The organism is Pseudomonas sp. QL9 (assembly GCF_041409665.1).
GTDB lineage: Bacteria > Pseudomonadota > Gammaproteobacteria > Pseudomonadales > Pseudomonadaceae > Pseudomonas > Pseudomonas knackmussii.
Genome location: NZ_CP166971.1, coordinates 4,720,476 through 4,738,183 on the forward strand (window position 1 = coordinate 4,720,476; position 17,708 = coordinate 4,738,183).

Consider the following 17,708-nt stretch of genomic DNA (forward strand, 5'->3'; position numbering starts at 1 on the left):
AGGCGAGCGATCCCCGCTTTCCTGCACAGGAGACGAATCATGGCCATCGGCGAATACTGCAACCGCGACGTCGTCATCGCGGCACCCACCGAATCCATCCTCACCGCTGCCCAACTGATGAGGGACTACCACGTCGGCGACCTGGTGCTCGCCGAACAGGTCGAGCACGACCGTTATCGCCCGGTGGGCATAGTCACCGACCGCGACATTGTTCTGGAGATAGTCGCCAACGACGAGACCGAGCCGGAACGCATCCCGGTTGGCGACATCCAGCTGCGCAACCTGATCACTGCGAAGGACAGCGAAGACCTCTTCGACGTTATCGGCCGCATGCGCGAATTCGGCGTCCGCCGCATGCCGGTGGTTGACGCCCAGGGACTGCTGGTGGGGATCGTCTCGGCCGACGACCTGCTGGGTGTCCTTGCCGACAACCTGCGCGACCTCTCGCGGCTGGTCGGCTACCAGAACCTGCGCGAGGAACACGAGCGCGCCGAGGACGATCTGTAGGCCAGCCGCCATGCCTGGCTCTCCGCGCGCAAGCGCCGGCCTGCCGGCGGTGGATAACGAGCGCATCGCCCGAGTGTTCGAGGAAATCGCCGACCTGCTGGAGCTGGAGGTGGCCAACCCGTTCCGCATTCGCGCCTATCGAAATGCGGCGCGCAGCGTGCGCGGCGCGGAGTCCTCGCTCGCCGCACTCGTACTCGCCGGCGAGCCCTTGCCGAAGCTGCCCGGCATCGGCGAAGACCTGGCCGAGAAGATCCAGGTCATCAGCCGCACCGGCACCTGCCCGCTGCTCGAGCGCCTGCATGGCGAGGTGCCGGCCGGGCAGACCGAGCTGCTGCACCTGCCGTCCATCGGGCCGAAGCGGGTGCGCCTGCTGCATCAGGAGCTGGGCATCGATTCGTTGCAGGACCTCCAGGCTGCCCTGGGCAATGGCCGCCTGGCGCGCCTGCACGGTTTCGGGCCGCGCCTGCTGACGCAGCTCGCCACGGCCCTGAAGGCCAGGAGCGCCAGCGAGCGCCGGCACCTGCAACCGGACGCTCGCGCCCAGGCCGAGCCCTTGCTGCGGTTCGTCCGCGGGCTCGAGGGCGTGACGGATGCCCAGGTCGCCGGCAGCCTGCGCCGACGGCGGGATACCATCGGCGACCTGGATATCGTCCTGTGCGCCGAAGATGCCTCGCGTGTCATGGCGACGGTGCTGGACTACCCGCCGATCAGCGAAGTCATGGCATCCGGGGGAACACGCAGCAGCGTGCGCCTGGACAGCGGCCTGCAGGTGGATTTTCGCATCGTCGGGCGGCAAAGCTTCGGCGCGGCGCTGCAGTACTTCACCGGCAGCAAGGCCCACGGCATAGCCCTGCGCCGACGTGCCCGCGAGCGCGGCTGCAAGCTCAACGAGTACGGCCTGTTTCGCGGCGACGAGCGGCTCGCCGGGGAAACCGAGGAGGGCGTCTACCGCGCGCTCGGCCTGCCCTGGATCGTCCCCGAGCTGCGGGAGGACAGCGGCGAGATCGACGCCGCCGAACGCGGTGCACTGCCGCATCTGGTGGAACTGCGCGACCTGCGCGGCGACCTGCATTGCCACACACGCGACAGCGACGGCAGCAACAGCCTCCGTGACATGGCGCTGGCGGCGCAGCGCCTGGGCTGGGAGTACCTGGCCATCACCGATCACTCGCAGCATCTGAATATCGCCCATGGAATGGATGCGGAGCGGCTGGCGCGGCAGCTGGACGAGATCGACCGGGTCAACGAGGAACTGGACGGCCTGACCCTGCTCAAGGGGTGCGAGGTGGACATCCTCGCCGACGGCAGCCTGGACCTCCCCGACAGCCTGCTGGAGCGCCTCGATATCGTGGTGGGCGCCGTGCATGGCTATTTCCGGCTGTCCGCTGCGCAGCAGACCCGACGCATCCTGCGGGCGATGGACTCGCCCTCGTTCACCGTGCTGGCGCACCCGACCGGACGCCTGCTGCTGGAGCGCGACGCCTTTGCCGTGGACATGCGCGCGGTGATCCGCCATGCGCGGCAGCGCGGCTGCTTCCTGGAGCTGAACGCGCAACCCCAGCGCCTGGACCTGGATGAGCATTACTGCCGGCTCGCCAAGGAGGAGGGCGTGCTGGTCAGCATCGCCTCGGACGCGCATCGGGTGTCCGACTTCGCCCTGCTCGACTATGGCGTCGGCCAGGCCCGGCGCGGCTGGCTCGAGCGTGGCGACGTCCTCAACACGCGCAGCCTGGCGCAGTTGCGGTCATTGCTGCAAAGGAGTCGATGACGGCGACGGTGCTCATTCGTCGCTGGGGTCCGGCGTCTCCTGGCGGTCGGTCAGGTGCTCGGCCAGGCAAGGACGGACGATCTGGAATTCCGCTACACGCGAGCTCAAGTTGCCACGTGCCTGGCGCAGCGGCGAGCCAGGCGGTCCCGATCGTCATCAAGCGCCTGTGGCGGTGCTAGGGTTCTGCAGGGGATATCCCCGTACTGGTAGCCTTGCGCGTTCTTGTCTGCAGGAGATCGTGCATGTCACCACCTCGTGACAATCGAAGATCGCTTCGTTACCCGGAGAAGGAAATGCCTTGGATAGACTCGGAACACCGCAAGCGAAGACTTGCCCCGAATAACAAGAACAGGTCCCCCTCCATGAATGCGCTCCGTCGCCTTTCCGTTGCTGTCTGTCTGTCCTCGTTCTGCCTCTCCCTGCAGGCCCACGCCGGCGAAGTCGAAGTCCTGCACTGGTGGACCTCCCCCGGTGAAGCGCGCGCCGCCGAAACCCTGAAGAAGCTCGTTCAGGCCAAGGGCCACACCTGGAAGGACTTCGCTGTCGCCGGTGGCGGTGGCGAGGCCGCCATGACCGTGCTGAAGACCCGCGCCGTTTCCGGCAATCCGCCGGCCGCCGCGCAGATCAAGGGGCCGGACATCCAGGAATGGGGCCAGCTCGGCCTGCTCGCCGACCTCAACCAGGTCGCCGCCGAGGGCAAGTGGGACCAGCTGCTGCCCAAGCAGGTCGCCGAGGTCATGAAGTACAAGGGCGACTACGTCGCCGTGCCGGTCAACGTGCACCGCGTCAACTGGCTGTACATCAACCCGGAAGTGTTCAAGAAGGCCGGCGCTACCCCGCCGACCACCCTCGACGAGTTCTTCGCCGCCGCCGACAAGCTCAAGGCCGCCGGCTTCGTCGCCTTGGCCCACGGCAGCCAGCCGTGGCAGGACGGCACCCTGTTCGAGAACCTGGTGCTCAGCAAGATGGGCCCGGAAGGCTACCGCAAGGCCTTTGTCGAGCAGGACAAAGCGACCCTCACCGGTGCTCAGATGGTCGACGTGTTCGCGGCGCTGAAGAAGCTGCGCGGCTACGTCGACGCCGACGCCGCCGGCCGCGAGTGGAACGTCGCCACCAGCATGGTCATCAACGGCAAGGCCGGCATGCAGATCATGGGCGACTGGGCCAAGAGCGAGTTCACCGCGGCCAACAAGGTCGCCGGCAAGGACTACCAATGCCTGCCGTTCCCCGGCACGCAGAAGGACTTCGACTACAACATCGATTCCCTGGTGATGTTCAAGCTGAGCAACGCGGACAACCGCAAGGCCCAGGAAGACCTGGCGCGCGCGGTGCTCGACCCGGCGTTCCAGAAGGACTTCAACCTCGCCAAGGGCTCCATCCCGGTTCGCCTCGACGCCGACATGTCGCCCTTCGACGCCTGCGCCCAGCAGTCGATGAAGGACTTCAAGGCGGCTTCCGCGGCCGGCAACCTGGTGCCGAGCATGGCCCACAGCATGGCGGCCTCCAGCTACGTGCAGGGCGCCATCTTCGATGTGGTGACCAACTTCTTCAACGACCCCTCCGCGGACCCGCAGAAGGCTGCCCAGCAGCTCTACGCGGCGATCGAGGCAGCGGCGCAGTAAGCCGCGAGCGGCGCCCTCCGCGCGGCGCCGCCTGATTCCCCCGACGACCGTTCCGGGCCATCGCCATGGCCCGGCTGGCTTCCCTCGCACGTGAGAAACCCCATGGCGACCCAGACTCCGACCTATACCCCCGCGGCGCCGGCGCGCGCGTCGCTGCTCGACGGCCTGCAACGCTGGCTGCCGAAACTGGTGCTGGCCCCGAGCATGCTCGTGGTGCTGGTCTGCGTGTACGGCTACATCGGCTGGACGCTGCTGCTGTCGTTCACCAACTCGCGCTTCATGCCCAGCTATTCCTGGGCTGGCTTGAGCCAGTACCAGCGCCTGTGGGACAACGACCGCTGGTGGGTGGCGAGCAAGAACCTGCTGCTGTTCGGTGGCCTGTTCATCCTCGTCTGCCTGCTTATCGGTGTGTTCCTCGCCGTGCTGCTCGACCAGCGCATCCGCCGCGAAGGCTTCATCCGCACCGTCTACCTGTACCCGATGGCGCTGTCGATGATCGTCACCGGCACCGCCTGGAAATGGCTGCTCAACCCCGGCCTCGGGCTGGACAAGCTGCTGCGCGACTGGGGCTGGACCGGCTTTCGCTTCGACTGGCTGGTGAACCCCGACCGCGTCGTCTACTGCCTGGTGATCGCCGCCGTGTGGCAGGCCTCCGGCTTCGTCATGGCGCTGTTCCTCGCCGGCCTGCGCGGGGTCGATCCGTCCATCGTGCGTGCCGCCCAGGTGGATGGGGCGAGCCTGCCGACCATCTATCTGCGGATCATCCTGCCGAGCCTGCGCCCGGTGTTCTTCAGCGCGCTGATGATCCTCGCGCACATCGCCATCAAGGCCTTCGACCTGGTCGCCGCGATGACCGCCGGCGGCCCCGGCTACTCCTCGGACCTGCCGGCGATGTTCATGTACGCCCACACCTTCACCCGCGGCCAGATGGGCCTGGGCGCGGCCAGCGCGATGCTGATGCTCGGCGCCGTGCTCGCCATCGTCGTGCCGTACCTGTATTCCGAACTGCGAGGCAAGCGCCATGCGTGAAGCGACCCTCAAGCCTGCCTTCAGCCTCAGTCGCCTGGCCGTTCACGCCACCCTGTGGGGCGCGGTGGCGCTGTACGTGATCCCGCTGCTGGTCATGCTGCTGACCAGCTTCAAGACCCCCGAGGACATCCGCAACAGCAACCTGCTGGCGCTGCCGGACGTGTTCACCGTGATCGGCTGGGTCAAGGCCTGGGGTGCGGTGGGCGACTTCTTCTGGAACTCGGTGAAGATCACGGTACCCGGCGTGCTGATCTCCACCTTCATCGGCGCCATGAACGGCTACGTGCTGTCGATGTGGCGCTTCCGCGGCTCGCAGCTGTTCTTCGGCGCGCTGCTGTTCGGCTGCTTCCTGCCGTTCCAGGTGATCCTCCTGCCGATGTCCTTCACCCTCGGCAAGCTCGGCCTGGCCAACACCACCGCCGGCCTGGTGATCGTCCACTGCATCTACGGCCTGGCCTTCACCACGCTGTTCTTCCGCAACTACTTCGTGACCATCCCGGATGCCCTGGTGAAGGCCGCGCGCCTCGACGGCGCCGGCTTCTTCACCATCTTCACGCGCATCCTGATGCCGATGTCCACGCCCATCGTGATGGTCTGCCTGATCTGGCAATTCACCCAGATCTGGAACGACTTCCTGTTCGGCGTGGTGTTCGCCAGCGGCGACGCGCAGCCGATCACGGTGGCGCTGAACAACCTGGTGAACATCAGCACCGGGGTCAAGGAATACAACGTCGACATGGCCGCGGCGATGATCGCCGCGCTGCCCACGCTGGTGGTCTACGTACTGGCCGGCAAGTACTTCGTGCGCGGGCTGACTGCCGGCGCGGTAAAGGGGTAATCGAAGATGGCAACACTCGAACTGCGCAACCTGCACAAGTCCTACGGCAGTGGCCTGGCGGACACCCTGAAGTCGATCGACCTGGCGATCGACTCCGGCGAATTCCTGATCCTGGTCGGCCCCTCCGGCTGCGGCAAATCCACCCTAATGAACTGCATCGCGGGCCTGGAGAGCGTCACCGGCGGCGCCATCCTGGTCGATGGCCAGGACATCAGCGGCATGAGCCCGAAGGACCGCGACATCGCCATGGTGTTCCAGTCCTACGCGCTGTACCCGACCATGAGCGTGCGCGAGAACATCGCCTTCGGCCTGAAGATCCGCAAGATGCCGCAGGCGGCCATCGACGAGGAGGTGGCGCGGGTTTCCAAGCTGCTGCAGATCGAGCACCTGCTCGAGCGCAAGCCCTCGCAGCTTTCCGGCGGCCAGCAGCAGCGCGTGGCCATGGGCCGGGCGCTGGCGCGGCGGCCGAAGATCTACCTGTTCGACGAACCGCTGTCGAACCTCGACGCCAAGCTGCGCGTGGAGATGCGCACCGAGATCAAGCTGATGCACCAGCGCCTGAAGACCACCACGGTCTACGTCACCCACGACCAGATCGAGGCCATGACCCTGGGCGACAAGGTGGCGGTGATGAAGGACGGCATCGTCCAGCAGTTCGGCACGCCCCAGCAGATCTACAACGACCCGGCCAACCTGTTCGTCGCCAGCTTCATCGGTTCGCCGCCGATGAACTTCATCCCGCTGCGCGTGCAGCGCCAGGGCGGGCAATTGGTCGGCCTGCTGGACAGTGGCCAGGACCGCTGCGAGCTGCCGTTGCCGCTGGACGCGAGCCTGGTAGAGGGGCGCGAGCTGATTCTTGGCGTGCGTCCGGAGCAGATCGGTGTGGTCGAGCCGAGCGCCAATGGCCTGGCTGACCTGCGCGCGGAAGTCGAGGTGCTGGAACCGACCGGGCCGGACACCCTGGCCTTCGTCACCGTCAACGGCACCAAGGTCTGCTGCCGCCTGGCGCCGGACGCCGCGCCGGCCCTCGGCGCGACCCTGCAGCTGCGCCTGGACCCGGCCCGGGTGCTGCTGTTCGATGCGCAGAGCGGCGAGCGCCTGCGCAAGGCGCCGGCCGCCGGCGAGACCAAGGTCACGCCGTTGGCCCGGCACAAGCATTAACCGCCTGACTGGCACATCACCAACGAGGACGATTGCAATGCATAAGAACAACAAGATTCGCCCGGCACTGGGCTGCCTGCTCGCCCTGGGCGCGGCGGGCATGACCGGCCTGGCGCAGGCCGACGACGCCTTCTCTGCCGATTCGAAGTGGGGGCTGGGTGACTGGGGCGGCACCCGCACCGAGCTGCTGGAAAAGGGCTACGACTTCAAGCTCGACTACGTTGGCGAGGCGGCCGGCAACCTGCACGGCGGCTACGACGACGACAAGACCGCGCGCTACAGCGACCAGTGGGCACTGGGCACCCATCTCGATCTGCAGAAGATCCTCGGTTGGCAGGCCGCCGAGTTCCAGCTGACGGTGACCGAGCGTAGCGGCCGCAACCTGTCCAACGACCGCATCAGCGACCCGCGCGCCGGCCAGCTCAGCTCGGTGCAGGAAGTCTGGGGCCGTGGCCAGACCTGGCGCCTGACCCAGATGTGGTACAAGCAGCAGTTCTTCGATGGCGCGCTGGACGTGAAGGTCGGCCGCTTCGGCGAGGGCGAGGACTTCAACAGCTTCCCCTGCGACTTCCAGAACCTGGCCTTCTGCGGCTCGCAAGTGGGCAACTGGGTCGGCGGCATCTGGTACAACTGGCCGGTCAGCCAGTGGGCGATGCGCGTGAAGTACAACATCAACCCGGAATGGTTCGTCCAGGTCGGCGCCTACGAGCAGAACCCCTCGTACCTGGAGACCGGCAACGGCTTCAAGCTCAGCGGCAGCGGCACTCAGGGGGCGATCCTGCCGGTGGAAGTGGTGTGGTCGCCGAAGGTCGGTCCGCAGCAGCTGCCGGGCGAATACCGCCTGGGCTACTACTACAGCACCGCCAAGGCCGACGACGTCTACGAGGACGTGAACGGCCAGCCGCAAGCGCTGACCGGCGAGCCCTTCAAGTCCCACGACAGCAAGCACGGCTGGTGGGTGGTGGCGCAGCAGCAGGTCACTGCGCACAACGGCGACGCCTCGCGCGGCCTGAGCCTGTTCGCCAACTTCACCGTGCATGACGAAGCGACCAACACCGTGCAGGACTACCAGCAGGTCGGCCTGGTCTACAAAGGCCTGTTCGACGGTCGTCCGAAAGATGACATCGGCCTGGGCTTCGCGCGCATCCACATCAACGACGACGTGACCAAGCGGCAGGAGCAGCTGAACGCGGTCAACGGCGTCAGCGACTACGACAACCCGCTGTTCCAGCCCGTGCAGGACACCGAGTACGACGCCGAGCTGTACTACGGCGTGCATGTCACCAACTGGCTGACCGTGCGTCCGAACCTGCAGTACATCAAGCATCCGGGCGGCGTGGACGACGTGGACAACGCGCTGGTCGCCGGCCTGAAGATCCAGTCGACCTTCTGATGCTCTCCTGAGGTGCTGAAGTACTTGGCCCGCCCGCGGTTCACGGGGCGGGCCTTTCTTTTGGCCCTTCGTAGGAGCGAGCTTGCTCGCGAGCCCGGACTGCCCCCCCCCTGGGGTCTCGCGCTCGCGGGGATGACGGGAGGGAGTCTCTTGCCCTTTGTTCGTCCTCCCCGCGAACGCGGGGACCCAGAGCCGCGAACGCCGAAAAAGTCCGGGTCGCTCGCGGGGGCTCTATGCTTTCCAGGTTTCAGGGTAGAATCTGCGCCTTTTTTGCACCGTACGTAGTAAAACTACACAGACGTCATGCCCCGGAGTGTCGGGGGAAAGGGATTGGGTCAGGACCTCCGGACAATGCTCGAGCATCCGCTGCAGCGCTTCTTTCATTCCATGCGGGCCAAGCGACCGTTCGACTGGGTGCGCTTCCAGCGCCGCGACCTGCTGCTGATCGATCACCCGCTGTGCCAGGCGGTGTTCAGCCGCCAGGGTGCGCAACTGCTGCACTTCCGCCCGCAGGGCGAGCGTTCCATGTTGTGGTGTTCCAGCCAGTGGCCGGCGCTTAGCACGGCGCCCATCCGTGGCGGAATCCCGGTCTGCTGGCCGTGGTTCGGCAGCCACCCCAGCGAGCCCGAGTGGCCGCCGCACGGTTGGGCGCGCCAGCGCGAATGGCGCCTGCTCGACGCGCATGCCGACGAAAACCTGGTGCAGGTCAGCTGGCAGCTCGACATCGAGGATTGGCACGTGCGCCTCGATGCCCGCCTGGGCCGCGAGCTGGAGATGGAGCTTTCCAGCTACCACGAAGACGACAGCGACTGCCTGTTCAGCTTCGCCCTGCAGCCCTACTGGCGCCTCGGCTCGCTGCGCCGCGCCGTGGTCCACGGCATGGAGCTGGAGGGCGGCCAGCGCCCGGCTTCGCCGCTGCCCAATACCTGGACTCCACGCGGCGCGGTCAAGCAGGTGCTGTACAACACGGGTTCCCTGGTCATCGAGGACGCCGGCTGGCAGCGCCGCCTGCGCATCGACAAGAACGCCTCCGCCGGCAGTGTGATCTGGCACCCGGGCAGCCGCTCGGTGGAGCAGGTCGAGCCGGGCGAAGCGGACCGCTTCCTCTGCGTCGGTGCCGCCGGCTATCGCCCGGGAGGGTTGATCCTCGCCCAGGGCGAGCGCATGCGCCTGCGCCTGCACGCCGGGTTGGTCTGACCCGCAGGGGCTGTTGCTGTAGGAGCGAGCTTGCTCGCGAACGAAATCAGCCTGCACGCCGTCGCAACGGTGAAGCGCCATTCGCGAGCAAGCTCGCTCCTACGAATGGCGCGTCACGCGCATGCGTTTGTGGCTGTGCGCCGCCTCAGCCTTCCTCGTCCAGCTGGTAGCGGGTCGGCAGCAGGCTTTCCTTGATCTTGCGCAGATGCGGCTGGAAATCCACGCCGCGGCGCAGGGTCACGCCTGTGGCCAGCACGTCGAGCACGGTCAGCTGGATGATCCGCGAGGTCATTGGCATATAGATGTCGGTGTCTTCGGGGAGCGGGACGTCCAGGCTCAGCGTGCAGGCGCGCGCCAGTGGCGAATCGGCGGCGGTCAGCCCCAGCACCGAAGCGCCGTTGTCACGGGCCAGGCGGGCCACGTCCACCAGCTCGCGGGTGCGCCCGGTATAGGAAATCACCACGAACAGGTCGCCGGTGTGCGCCACCGAGGCGATCATCCGCTGCATCAGCACATCGCTCTGCGCCGACACCGCGAGGTTGAAGCGGAAGAACTTGTGCTGGGCGTCGAGCGCCACCGAGCTGGATGCGCCGAGGCCGAAGAAGTGAATCTGCCGGGCCTGGATCAGCAGGTCGACGGCACGGTCGATGACCTTCACGTCGAGCGCCTTGTAGGCGCTGTCCAGCGAAGCGATGGTGCTGCTGAATATCTTCCGCGTGTAGTCCTGCGGGCCGTCGGACTCGGTGACCGCCTGGGCGACGAAGGCCGCGCCGCTGGCCAGGCTCTGCGCCAGCTGAATCTTCAGCTCCGGATAGCCGCTCATGTCGAACGAGCGGCAGAAGCGGTTCACCGTCGGCTCGCTTACGCCGGCGGCCTGGGCCAGCGCGGCGATGCTGAAGCGCGTGGCCTGCTGCGGGCTGGCGAGGATCACTTCGGCGACTTTGCGTTCCGCCTTGTTCAGGTCTTCCAGGCGGGACTGGATCTGCTCCAGCAGGTTCTTCATCCGAGCTCCTTGGCTGCGTCAATTGGCGGGGCTCTGCCTCCGGCCAGCGGCGCTATCCTAACGTCAGCACGACAGGCGACCAACAGCGCCCCGTTCAAGGGAAAAATATGTTGTTTAATTACTACATTTTTGCCTTAATGGCGCCATTGGTAGCGCAATCTCACCTGAATATCTGGTTGGTAACAACAAATGCCCGATGTCCGTGTTCTGCCTTGTACCCTCGCGCTGTTCGGCGCGCTGGGCGATCTTGCCCTGCGCAAGCTGATTCCGGCGCTGTACCAACTCGACCGTGAGGGTCTGCTGCACGCGGACACCCGCATCCTCGGCCTGGCCCGTGAGGAGGGCGATACCGCCACCCACCTGCCGGCCATCGAGAAGCGCCTGCGCCTGGCCGTACCGGCGCGCGAATGGGACGACGCCGTGTGGGCGCGCTTCCGTGAGCGCCTGGGCTACCTGAGCATGGATTTCCTCGATCCGCAGTCCTACCCGACACTGCGCGACGCACTGCCCGGCGGCCTGCCGGTGGTTGCCTACTTCGCCACGCCGGCCTCGGTGTACGGCGGCATCTGCGAGAACCTCGCGGCCATCGGCGTGGCCGAGCGCACCCGCGTCGTGCTGGAGAAGCCGATCGGCCATGACCTGGCGTCCTCCCGCGAAGTCAACGACGCCGTGGCGCGCTTCTTCCCGGAAAACCGCATCTACCGGATCGACCACTACCTGGGCAAGGAGACGGTGCAGAACCTCATCGCGCTGCGCTTCGCCAACAGCCTGTTCGAAACCCAGTGGAACCAGAACCACATCTCCCACGTGGAGATCACCGTGGCCGAGAAGGTCGGCATCGAAGGCCGCTGGGGCTACTTCGACCAGGCCGGCCAGCTGCGCGACATGGTGCAGAACCACCTGCTGCAGCTGCTCTGCCTGATCGCCATGGACCCGCCGAGCGACCTCTCCGCCGACAGCATCCGCGACGAGAAGGTGAAGGTGCTGCGCGCGCTGGAGCCGATCCCGCCGGAGCAACTGGCCACCCGTGTGGTGCGCGGCCAGTACACCGCCGGCTTCATCGACGGCAAGGCGGTGCCCGGCTACCTCGAAGAGGAGCACGCCAACCGCCGCAGCGGCGCCGAGACCTTCGTCTCGCTGCGCGTGGACATCCGCAACTGGCGCTGGTCCGGCGTGCCTTTCTATCTGCGCACCGGCAAACGCATGCCGCAGAAGCTGTCGCAGATCGTCATCCACTTCAAGGAACCGCCGCACTACATCTTCGCCCCCGAGCAGCGTTCGCTGATCAGCAACCGCCTGATCATCCGCCTGCAGCCGGACGAGGGTATCTCCCTGCAGGTGATGACCAAGGACCAGGGGCTGGGCAAGGGCATGCAGCTGCGCACCGGCCCGCTGCAACTGAGCTTCTCCGAGACCTTCCAGGCCGCGCGCGTGCCGGACGCCTACGAGCGACTGCTGCTGGAAGTGATGCAAGGCAACCAGTACCTCTTCGTGCGCAAGGACGAAGTGGAGTTCGCCTGGAAGTGGTGCGACCACCTGATCGCCGGCTGGGAGCGTCTGGGCGAAGCGCCCAAGCCTTATCCGGCGGGCACCTGGGGGCCGCAGGCGGCTGTGGCATTGATCGCGAGAGACGGGAAGGACTGGTATGGCGACCATTGATCTGAATCTGCCGGCCAACGTGGGCTGGACGACCTGGGAAAACGCCGCGGCGCAGGCGAGCGGCCTGGCTGCCAAGGTGGCTGAAGCGCTGCGTGGCGCGATTGCCGCGCGCGGCCGCGCTGTACTGGCGGTGTCTGGCGGGCGCAGCCCGGTAGCCTTCCTCGAGGCGCTGAGCGCCGAGCAGCTGGACTGGTCGAAGGTCACCGTGACCCTGGCCGACGAACGCTGGGTGCCCGAATCACATCCGGACAGCAACGCCGGTCTGGTGCGTCGCCACCTGCTCAAGGGCGCGGCGGCCAAGGCGCTGTTCTGCGGCCTTTACCAGGCGGCTGCGAGCCTGGAAGAAGCTGCGCAAAACGCCGAGCGGCAGGTTGCCGAGCTGGCGCTGCCGATCGATGTGCTGGTGCTCGGCATGGGCGACGACGGCCACACGGCCTCGCTGTTCCCGGGTAGTCCGGGTCTGGTCGAGGCGCTCGACCCGGCGGGTGTGCGTCGCTGCCTGCCGGCCTGGGCGCCGAGCGTGCCGCACCAGCGCCTGACCCTCAGCCGCGCCGTGCTGGCCGGCGCCCGCGTGCAACTGCTGGCGATCCAGGGCCAGGCCAAGCTCGCCACCCTGCGCACGGCGCTGGCCGAGAACGATGAACAACGCATGCCGGTGAGCGCCTTCCTGCGCGCGCCGCTGTCGATCCACTGGTGCCCTTGAGGCGCGGAGCCTTGCAACATGAGCCTTGATCAACACATCCAGCGCATCGACGCCCTCGCCGAGCGCGCGCGCATCCTGCCGGTGATCACCATCGATCGCGAGCAGGACATCCTGCCGATGGCCGATGCCCTGGCCGCCGGCGGTATCACGGTGCTGGAAGTGACCCTGCGTACCAGTCTCGGCCTGACCGCCATCCGCACCCTGGCCGAAAAGCGCCCGGAGCTGTGCATCGGTGCCGGCACCGTGCTGGATGGCGAGACTTTCCGCCAGGCCGAGGAAGCCGGCGCGCAGTTCGTCGTCACCCCCGGTTGCACCGACGAACTGCTGCAGTACGCGGTGAGCCGCCCGGTGCCGCTGCTGCCGGGCGTGGCGACCGCGTCCGAGATCATGGCTGCCTATCGCTATGGCCTGCGCCGCTTCAAGCTGTTCCCGGCCAAGGTCTGCGGCGGCGTGGAAGCGCTCAAGGCGTTCGGCGGCCCGTTCCCCGAGGTGCGTTTCTGCCCCACCGGCGGTGTCGGCCCGGACAACCTGAACGACTACTACCGTCTGGAAAACGTCATGTGCGTGGGCGGCAGCTGGATGCTGCCCAAGGCCGCGGTGTCCAGCGGTGACTGGAAGGCCGTCGAGCGCCTCTCCCGCGAGGCGCTGGCGTTGCTCGATACACACTGAGCTGTCCCTGATTGGACATGCCCGGCCTGGTGCCGGGCTTTTTTATGGTGCCCGTGTAGGAGCGCGCCATGCGCGCGAATCGCGGCCATGGGCCGCTCCTACAGGTTCGTTTCTTCGAGGTAATGCCGCAGGCGCTCCTGCAGGTAAGGCACTGCTTCTTCGTGGGCCAGGTAATCGTCGACATCCATCAATTGCCAGTACTGGCCTTCGTCGCCGAAGCGGATGGCGGCGAATTCCGCCGCGTCGATCCGCGCGACCAGCAGCCAGGCCCAGGGTGCCGGGCCGTGGGTGGCGCGGTAGCGGCGCTGCCATTCGATGCGACCGGCATCCAGGCGCACGGCGAATTCCTCTTCCAGCTCGCGCAGCGCGCATTCGACCGGCGTTTCGTCGCCCTCGCGGCCGCCGCCGGGAAAGTCCCAGCAGTTGGGGTAGGGGATTTCGGGCTTGTCGTCGCGGCGGTAGACCACCAGGCGTCCGGCATGGAACAGCGCCAGCTTGGCGCCGGTGAAGGCGGATTCGTCGTGCACGGTGCGGTTCTCCTGGCAATCGGCGGCGGCGCGGGGAAAAACGGCTAGGCTTTCCCGATCACGGACGGTGCGCTGCCGTGTCCAAGCGCGTATGATGCGCGACCTTTTTCTTCGTTGCATGCCACACCGGGAGGTGCCCAGATGAACGACACGCACGAAAACCCAGAACTGACCCCAGCCCCTGCTGGCGAAAAGCTGCAGAAAGTCCTCGCACGCATGGGCGTCGGCTCGCGCCGCGACGTCGAAGCCTGGATCGAGGAAGGCCGGGTCAAGGTCAACGGCGCCGTAGCCAGCCTCGGCCAGCGCGTCGGCGACCATGACGCCATCGCCGTCGACGATCGCCTGCTCAAGCGCGAGAAGATCGAAGAGCACGTCCGCCGCGTCCTGATCTACAACAAGCCCGAAGGCGAAGTCTGCACCCGCGACGATCCGGAAGGCCGTCCGACCGTGTTCGACCGCCTGCCGCGCCTGCGCAGTGGCCGCTGGATCAACATCGGCCGCCTGGACATCAACACCACCGGCCTGCTGCTGTTCACCACCGACGGTGAGCTGGCGAACCGCCTGATGCACCCGTCCTACGAGATGGACCGCGAATACGCCGTGCGCGTACGTGGCGAAGTCGACGAAGAGATGATCGAACGCCTGAAGAGCGGCGTGATGCTGGAAGACGGCCCGGCCAAGTTCAGCGACATCCAGCAGGCGCCCGGCGGCGAAGGCTTCAACCACTGGTACCACGTGGTGGTGATGGAAGGCCGTAACCGCGAAGTGCGTCGCCTGTGGGAATCCCAGGGCGTGGTGGTCAGCCGCCTGAAGCGCGTGCGCTTCGGCCCGGTGTTCCTCACCTCCGAGCTGACCATGGGTCGCTATCGCGAGATGGAGCAGCGCGAGGTGGACATCCTTAGCGAAGAGGTCGGCCTCACGCCGGTCGCCCTGCCGGAGATCACCGTCAAGCAGCGCGAGAAGCTCGATCGCCAGCAGCGCAAGCTTTCCAAGCCGCTGTCGCGGAGCGAGCGTCCGGATGCCGGTCGCGGCTCCCGCAACCGCAAGGAAGCCGCCGAAGGCGAGCGTCCGCGTCGTGCGCCGCGCGGCGATGCTGGTGAAAGCCGCACTCCGCGTCGCGACGCAGGCGAAGGTCGTCCGGTCCGCGCGCCGCGTGGCGAGGCTGGTGAAGGTCGCGCTCCGCGTGCGCCGCGCCAGGATTCCGCCGGTGGTCGTCCGACCCGCGCTCCGCGTGGCGAAGGCGAAGGCCGTGCGCCGCGTCAGGACAGTGGCCGCCCGGCCCGTGGTCCGCGCGTCGAGGGCGAAGGTCGCGCCCCGCGCGCGCCGCGTCCGGATTCCGCCGGTGGTCGTCCGGCCCGCGCTCCGCGTGGCGAGGGCGAAGGCCGTGCGCCGCGTCAGGACGGTGGTCGTCCGGCTCGTGGTCCGCGTCAGGACGATCGCAGCAAGGGTGCCCCGCTGGCCGAGCGTCCGAGCGACGTGAACCGCAAGCGTCCGGCCAAGCCGAGCGGCGAGCACGCCGAGCGTCCGTCCAAGCCGGTCGTGCGCAAGCCGCTGAACAAGCGTCGTCCGCAACCGTCCGGCGACGGCATGCGCCCGGGCTTCAAGCGCTAAGCCTCACGGCAATGAAAAAGGGCTCCTCGGAGCCCTTTTTTATTGTCTGGGATTTGCTGTCAGCCGGCGCAGGCCAGGCGATTGCGGCCGTCGCGCTTGGCTGCATAGAGCGCCGCATCGGCGCGGCGCAGCAGATCGTCGACACCTTCGCCGGCGGCTAGCGAGGCGCAGCCCAGGCTGATCGACAGCGGCACCGGTTGGCCGTCGACGGTGAATTGCAGGTCTTCGACGGCATGGCGCAGCCGTTCGCCGACCTGGATAGCGCCGGCGCTGCTGGTGTTGGAGAGCAGCGCAAGGAACTCTTCGCCGCCGAAGCGGAACACCATGTCGACGTTGCGCAGGCTGCCCTTGATCGCCATGGCGACGGTGCGCAGGGCTTCGTCGCCGTGGCTATGGCCGTACTGGTCGTTGATGCGCTTGAAGTGGTCCAGGTCGAGCATGAGGATCGACAGCGGCATCAGGTTGCGTCGGGCCAGTTCGACTTCGCGGCCCAGCGCCTGGTCCATGGCGATGCGGTTGCCGGTACCGGTCAACGAGTCGCGCAGGGCCGTCTGGATCGCGGCGCGGTAGAGCAGGGCGTTGCGAAGCGGATAGAGCAGGCTGGCGATCAGGCTTTCCAGCTGACCCAGTTCGGTCTCGCTGAACGGCAGGCGGCGACGGAAGCACAGCTCGCCCAGGTACTCGCCGGCGTGGGTCAGGCGGTAGCTGGCGGCATGGCTGGCGGCGTCGCCAAACTCCAGGCGCAGATCGGCGCCGCTGTGCTGGTAGCTCAGGTAGTCCAGCGGCAGCAGTTGCTGGCTCTCGCGGAAGAAGATGTCGAGTACGCGATCTGCTTCCAGGCTGGTCTGCAGGTGCAGGGCGAGCTGCCGGCGCACGTCGGCCAGGCTGACCTGGCGCTTGCGCGAGCGCAATTCGCCAAGCGCCAGGCGCTGCATCTTGGCGGTGTCGAAATCGATGGTGTTGGACTGCTTGGGTGGGGCCATGACGCTTGGCAACCTCTGGCGCGGGAACGGCGACAGTATGGGCTCAGCGATTTTCGTGCCAACCCACGGAAAGTTGTGTCGGATCGGTCCTAAAGACCCATGGTTACTGGGTTTGTTCCGAAAGTGGGTGCCAGGCGACGGAAGGCAGGGATGTCAAAATGATGGCGAAGCGGCGGGGAGGTGCAGGGGCCAAACGGGGTGGCGGCAACGAATTGCCGGGATTTCGACGGGGCGGCAATGGCGCCGCCCCGGAGGATTTTCAGCCCTGGGCGTCGAAGGCCTGGCCGTTGACTGCATGGCTGTCCGGCCCCATCAGGTAGAGGTAGACCGGCATGATCTCCTCGGGCGTAGGGTTATTGGCCGGGTTTTCGCCGGGATAAGCCATGGCGCGCATGCTGGTGCGGGTGGCGCCGGGGTTGACGCTGTTGGCGCGGATCGGGTGGGTGCCGTCGCACTCGTCGGCCATCACCTGCATCAGGCCCTCGGTGGCGAACTTGGAGACCGCGTAGGCGCCCCAGTAGGCCCGGCCCTTACGACCGACGCTGCTGGAGGTGAAGATCACCGAGGCGTCGTCGGAGAGCTTGAGCAGCGGCAGCATCGCGTGGGTCAGCATGAACATCGCGTTGACGTTCACCTGCATGACGCGCATGAAGTTCTCCCCGGAGATCTGCTCGATGGGCGAACGCGGGCCGAGGATGGAGGCGTTGTGCAGCAGGCCGTCGAGGCGGCCGAACTCGCTCTCCACGGTTGCCGCCAGTTCGTCGAACTGATGCGGCAGGGCGGTTTCCAGGTTGAACGGGATCACCACCGGCTGCGGATGCCCGGCGGCCTCGATCAGGTCGTAGGTCTCGTTGAGGTTTTCTTCGCTCTTGCCCAGCAGCAGCACGGTGGCGCCATGGGCGGCGTAGCTGCGCGCAGCGGCGGCGCCGATGCCGCGACCGGCGCCGGTGACCAGGATCACCCGATCCTTGAGCAGGTCGGGGCGTGCGGAATATTCGAACATCGGAAGCTCCTTCGGAGCGCTGCGCGCGGTTGGCA

At 67.0% G+C, this 17,708-nt stretch carries 16 protein-coding genes; 12 read left to right on the plus strand and 4 right to left on the minus strand.

Annotated elements, in window-relative coordinates; genetic code table 11:
• Positions 1-39: 39 nt before the first annotated feature.
• The 8 genes from ACA097_RS22010 (at position 40) to ACA097_RS22045 (ending at position 9,515) form a co-directional block, all read left to right on the plus strand.
• Positions 40-507: a CBS domain-containing protein gene (locus ACA097_RS22010; protein ID WP_160287802.1), complete on the plus strand. Its 468-nt coding sequence runs from the start codon at positions 40-42 to the stop codon at positions 505-507.
• A 10-nt stretch (positions 508-517) separates the two neighbouring features.
• Entirely contained in the window at positions 518-2,275 is a 1,758-nt protein-coding gene (gene polX, locus ACA097_RS22015; protein WP_371365997.1) for a DNA polymerase/3'-5' exonuclease PolX, read from the plus strand.
• A gap of 362 nt (positions 2,276-2,637) precedes the next feature.
• Positions 2,638-3,897: an ABC transporter substrate-binding protein gene (locus ACA097_RS22020; RefSeq protein ID WP_371365999.1), complete on the plus strand. Its 1,260-nt coding sequence runs from the start codon at positions 2,638-2,640 to the stop codon at positions 3,895-3,897.
• Positions 3,898-3,999: 102 nt separating this feature from the next.
• Positions 4,000-4,926, plus strand: a complete 927-nt coding sequence (locus ACA097_RS22025; protein WP_043253617.1) for a carbohydrate ABC transporter permease — start codon at positions 4,000-4,002, stop codon at positions 4,924-4,926.
• Complete coding sequence (locus ACA097_RS22030) at positions 4,919-5,764, plus strand: carbohydrate ABC transporter permease (protein ID WP_371366001.1); 846 nt, start codon at positions 4,919-4,921, stop codon at positions 5,762-5,764. Before ACA097_RS22025 ends, ACA097_RS22030 begins: the two co-directional genes overlap by 8 nt.
• A gap of 6 nt (positions 5,765-5,770) precedes the next feature.
• On the plus strand, positions 5,771-6,925 hold the full coding sequence (locus ACA097_RS22035) for an ABC transporter ATP-binding protein (protein ID WP_371366003.1): 1,155 nt from the start codon (positions 5,771-5,773) through the stop codon (positions 6,923-6,925).
• Between the two features lie 37 nt (positions 6,926-6,962).
• Complete coding sequence (locus tag ACA097_RS22040; RefSeq protein WP_371366005.1) at positions 6,963-8,318, plus strand: carbohydrate porin; 1,356 nt, start codon at positions 6,963-6,965, stop codon at positions 8,316-8,318.
• 351 nt (positions 8,319-8,669) lie between these two features.
• The gene (locus tag ACA097_RS22045) at positions 8,670-9,515 is read left to right on the plus strand and encodes a D-hexose-6-phosphate mutarotase (protein WP_371366007.1); all 846 of its coding nucleotides are present in this window, start codon (positions 8,670-8,672) and stop codon (positions 9,513-9,515) included.
• 145 nt (positions 9,516-9,660) lie between these two features.
• Here ACA097_RS22045 and ACA097_RS22050 read toward each other — a convergent pair whose 3' ends face one another.
• Complete coding sequence (locus ACA097_RS22050; protein WP_371366009.1) at positions 9,661-10,518, minus strand: MurR/RpiR family transcriptional regulator; 858 nt, start codon at positions 10,516-10,518, stop codon at positions 9,661-9,663.
• 189 nt (positions 10,519-10,707) lie between these two features.
• On the opposite strand from ACA097_RS22050, the gene zwf reads away from it, so the two are divergent.
• Genes zwf through ACA097_RS22065 form a run of 3 tightly spaced genes read left to right on the plus strand, consistent with a single transcriptional unit; the run spans position 10,708 to position 13,549 of the window.
• Positions 10,708-12,177, plus strand: a complete 1,470-nt coding sequence (zwf, locus tag ACA097_RS22055; RefSeq protein WP_160287795.1) for a glucose-6-phosphate dehydrogenase — start codon at positions 10,708-10,710, stop codon at positions 12,175-12,177.
• Positions 12,164-12,880 carry a 6-phosphogluconolactonase gene (gene pgl, locus ACA097_RS22060; RefSeq protein ID WP_371366011.1) on the plus strand — a complete coding sequence of 239 codons (717 nt, stop codon included), beginning with the start codon at positions 12,164-12,166 and terminating at the stop codon, positions 12,878-12,880. Before zwf ends, pgl begins: the two co-directional genes overlap by 14 nt.
• An 18-nt stretch (positions 12,881-12,898) precedes the next feature.
• Positions 12,899-13,549, plus strand: coding sequence for a bifunctional 4-hydroxy-2-oxoglutarate aldolase/2-dehydro-3-deoxy-phosphogluconate aldolase (locus tag ACA097_RS22065; protein ID WP_371366013.1), 651 nt, complete (start codon positions 12,899-12,901; stop codon positions 13,547-13,549).
• 98 nt (positions 13,550-13,647) lie between these two features.
• Here the strand turns inward: ACA097_RS22065 and ACA097_RS22070 are convergent, their stop codons facing one another.
• A complete protein-coding gene (locus ACA097_RS22070) occupies positions 13,648-14,076 on the minus strand; it encodes an NUDIX hydrolase (protein WP_371366015.1) in 429 nt (142 codons plus the stop codon).
• Between the two features lie 141 nt (positions 14,077-14,217).
• Here ACA097_RS22070 and rluB point away from each other — a divergent pair, with 141 nt between their 5' ends.
• Complete coding sequence (gene rluB / locus ACA097_RS22075) at positions 14,218-15,687, plus strand: 23S rRNA pseudouridine(2605) synthase RluB (RefSeq protein ID WP_371366017.1); 1,470 nt, start codon at positions 14,218-14,220, stop codon at positions 15,685-15,687.
• Positions 15,688-15,746: 59 nt separating this feature from the next.
• Here rluB and ACA097_RS22080 read toward each other — a convergent pair whose 3' ends face one another.
• Together ACA097_RS22080 and ACA097_RS22085 are read right to left on the minus strand one after the other, a co-directional pair.
• Entirely contained in the window at positions 15,747-16,670 is a 924-nt protein-coding gene (locus tag ACA097_RS22080) for a GGDEF domain-containing protein (RefSeq protein WP_160287790.1), read from the minus strand.
• A 259-nt stretch (positions 16,671-16,929) separates the two neighbouring features.
• Positions 16,930-17,673, minus strand: coding sequence for a YciK family oxidoreductase (locus tag ACA097_RS22085; RefSeq protein ID WP_371366019.1), 744 nt, complete (start codon positions 17,671-17,673; stop codon positions 16,930-16,932).
• Between the last annotated feature and the right edge of the window lie 35 nt (positions 17,674-17,708).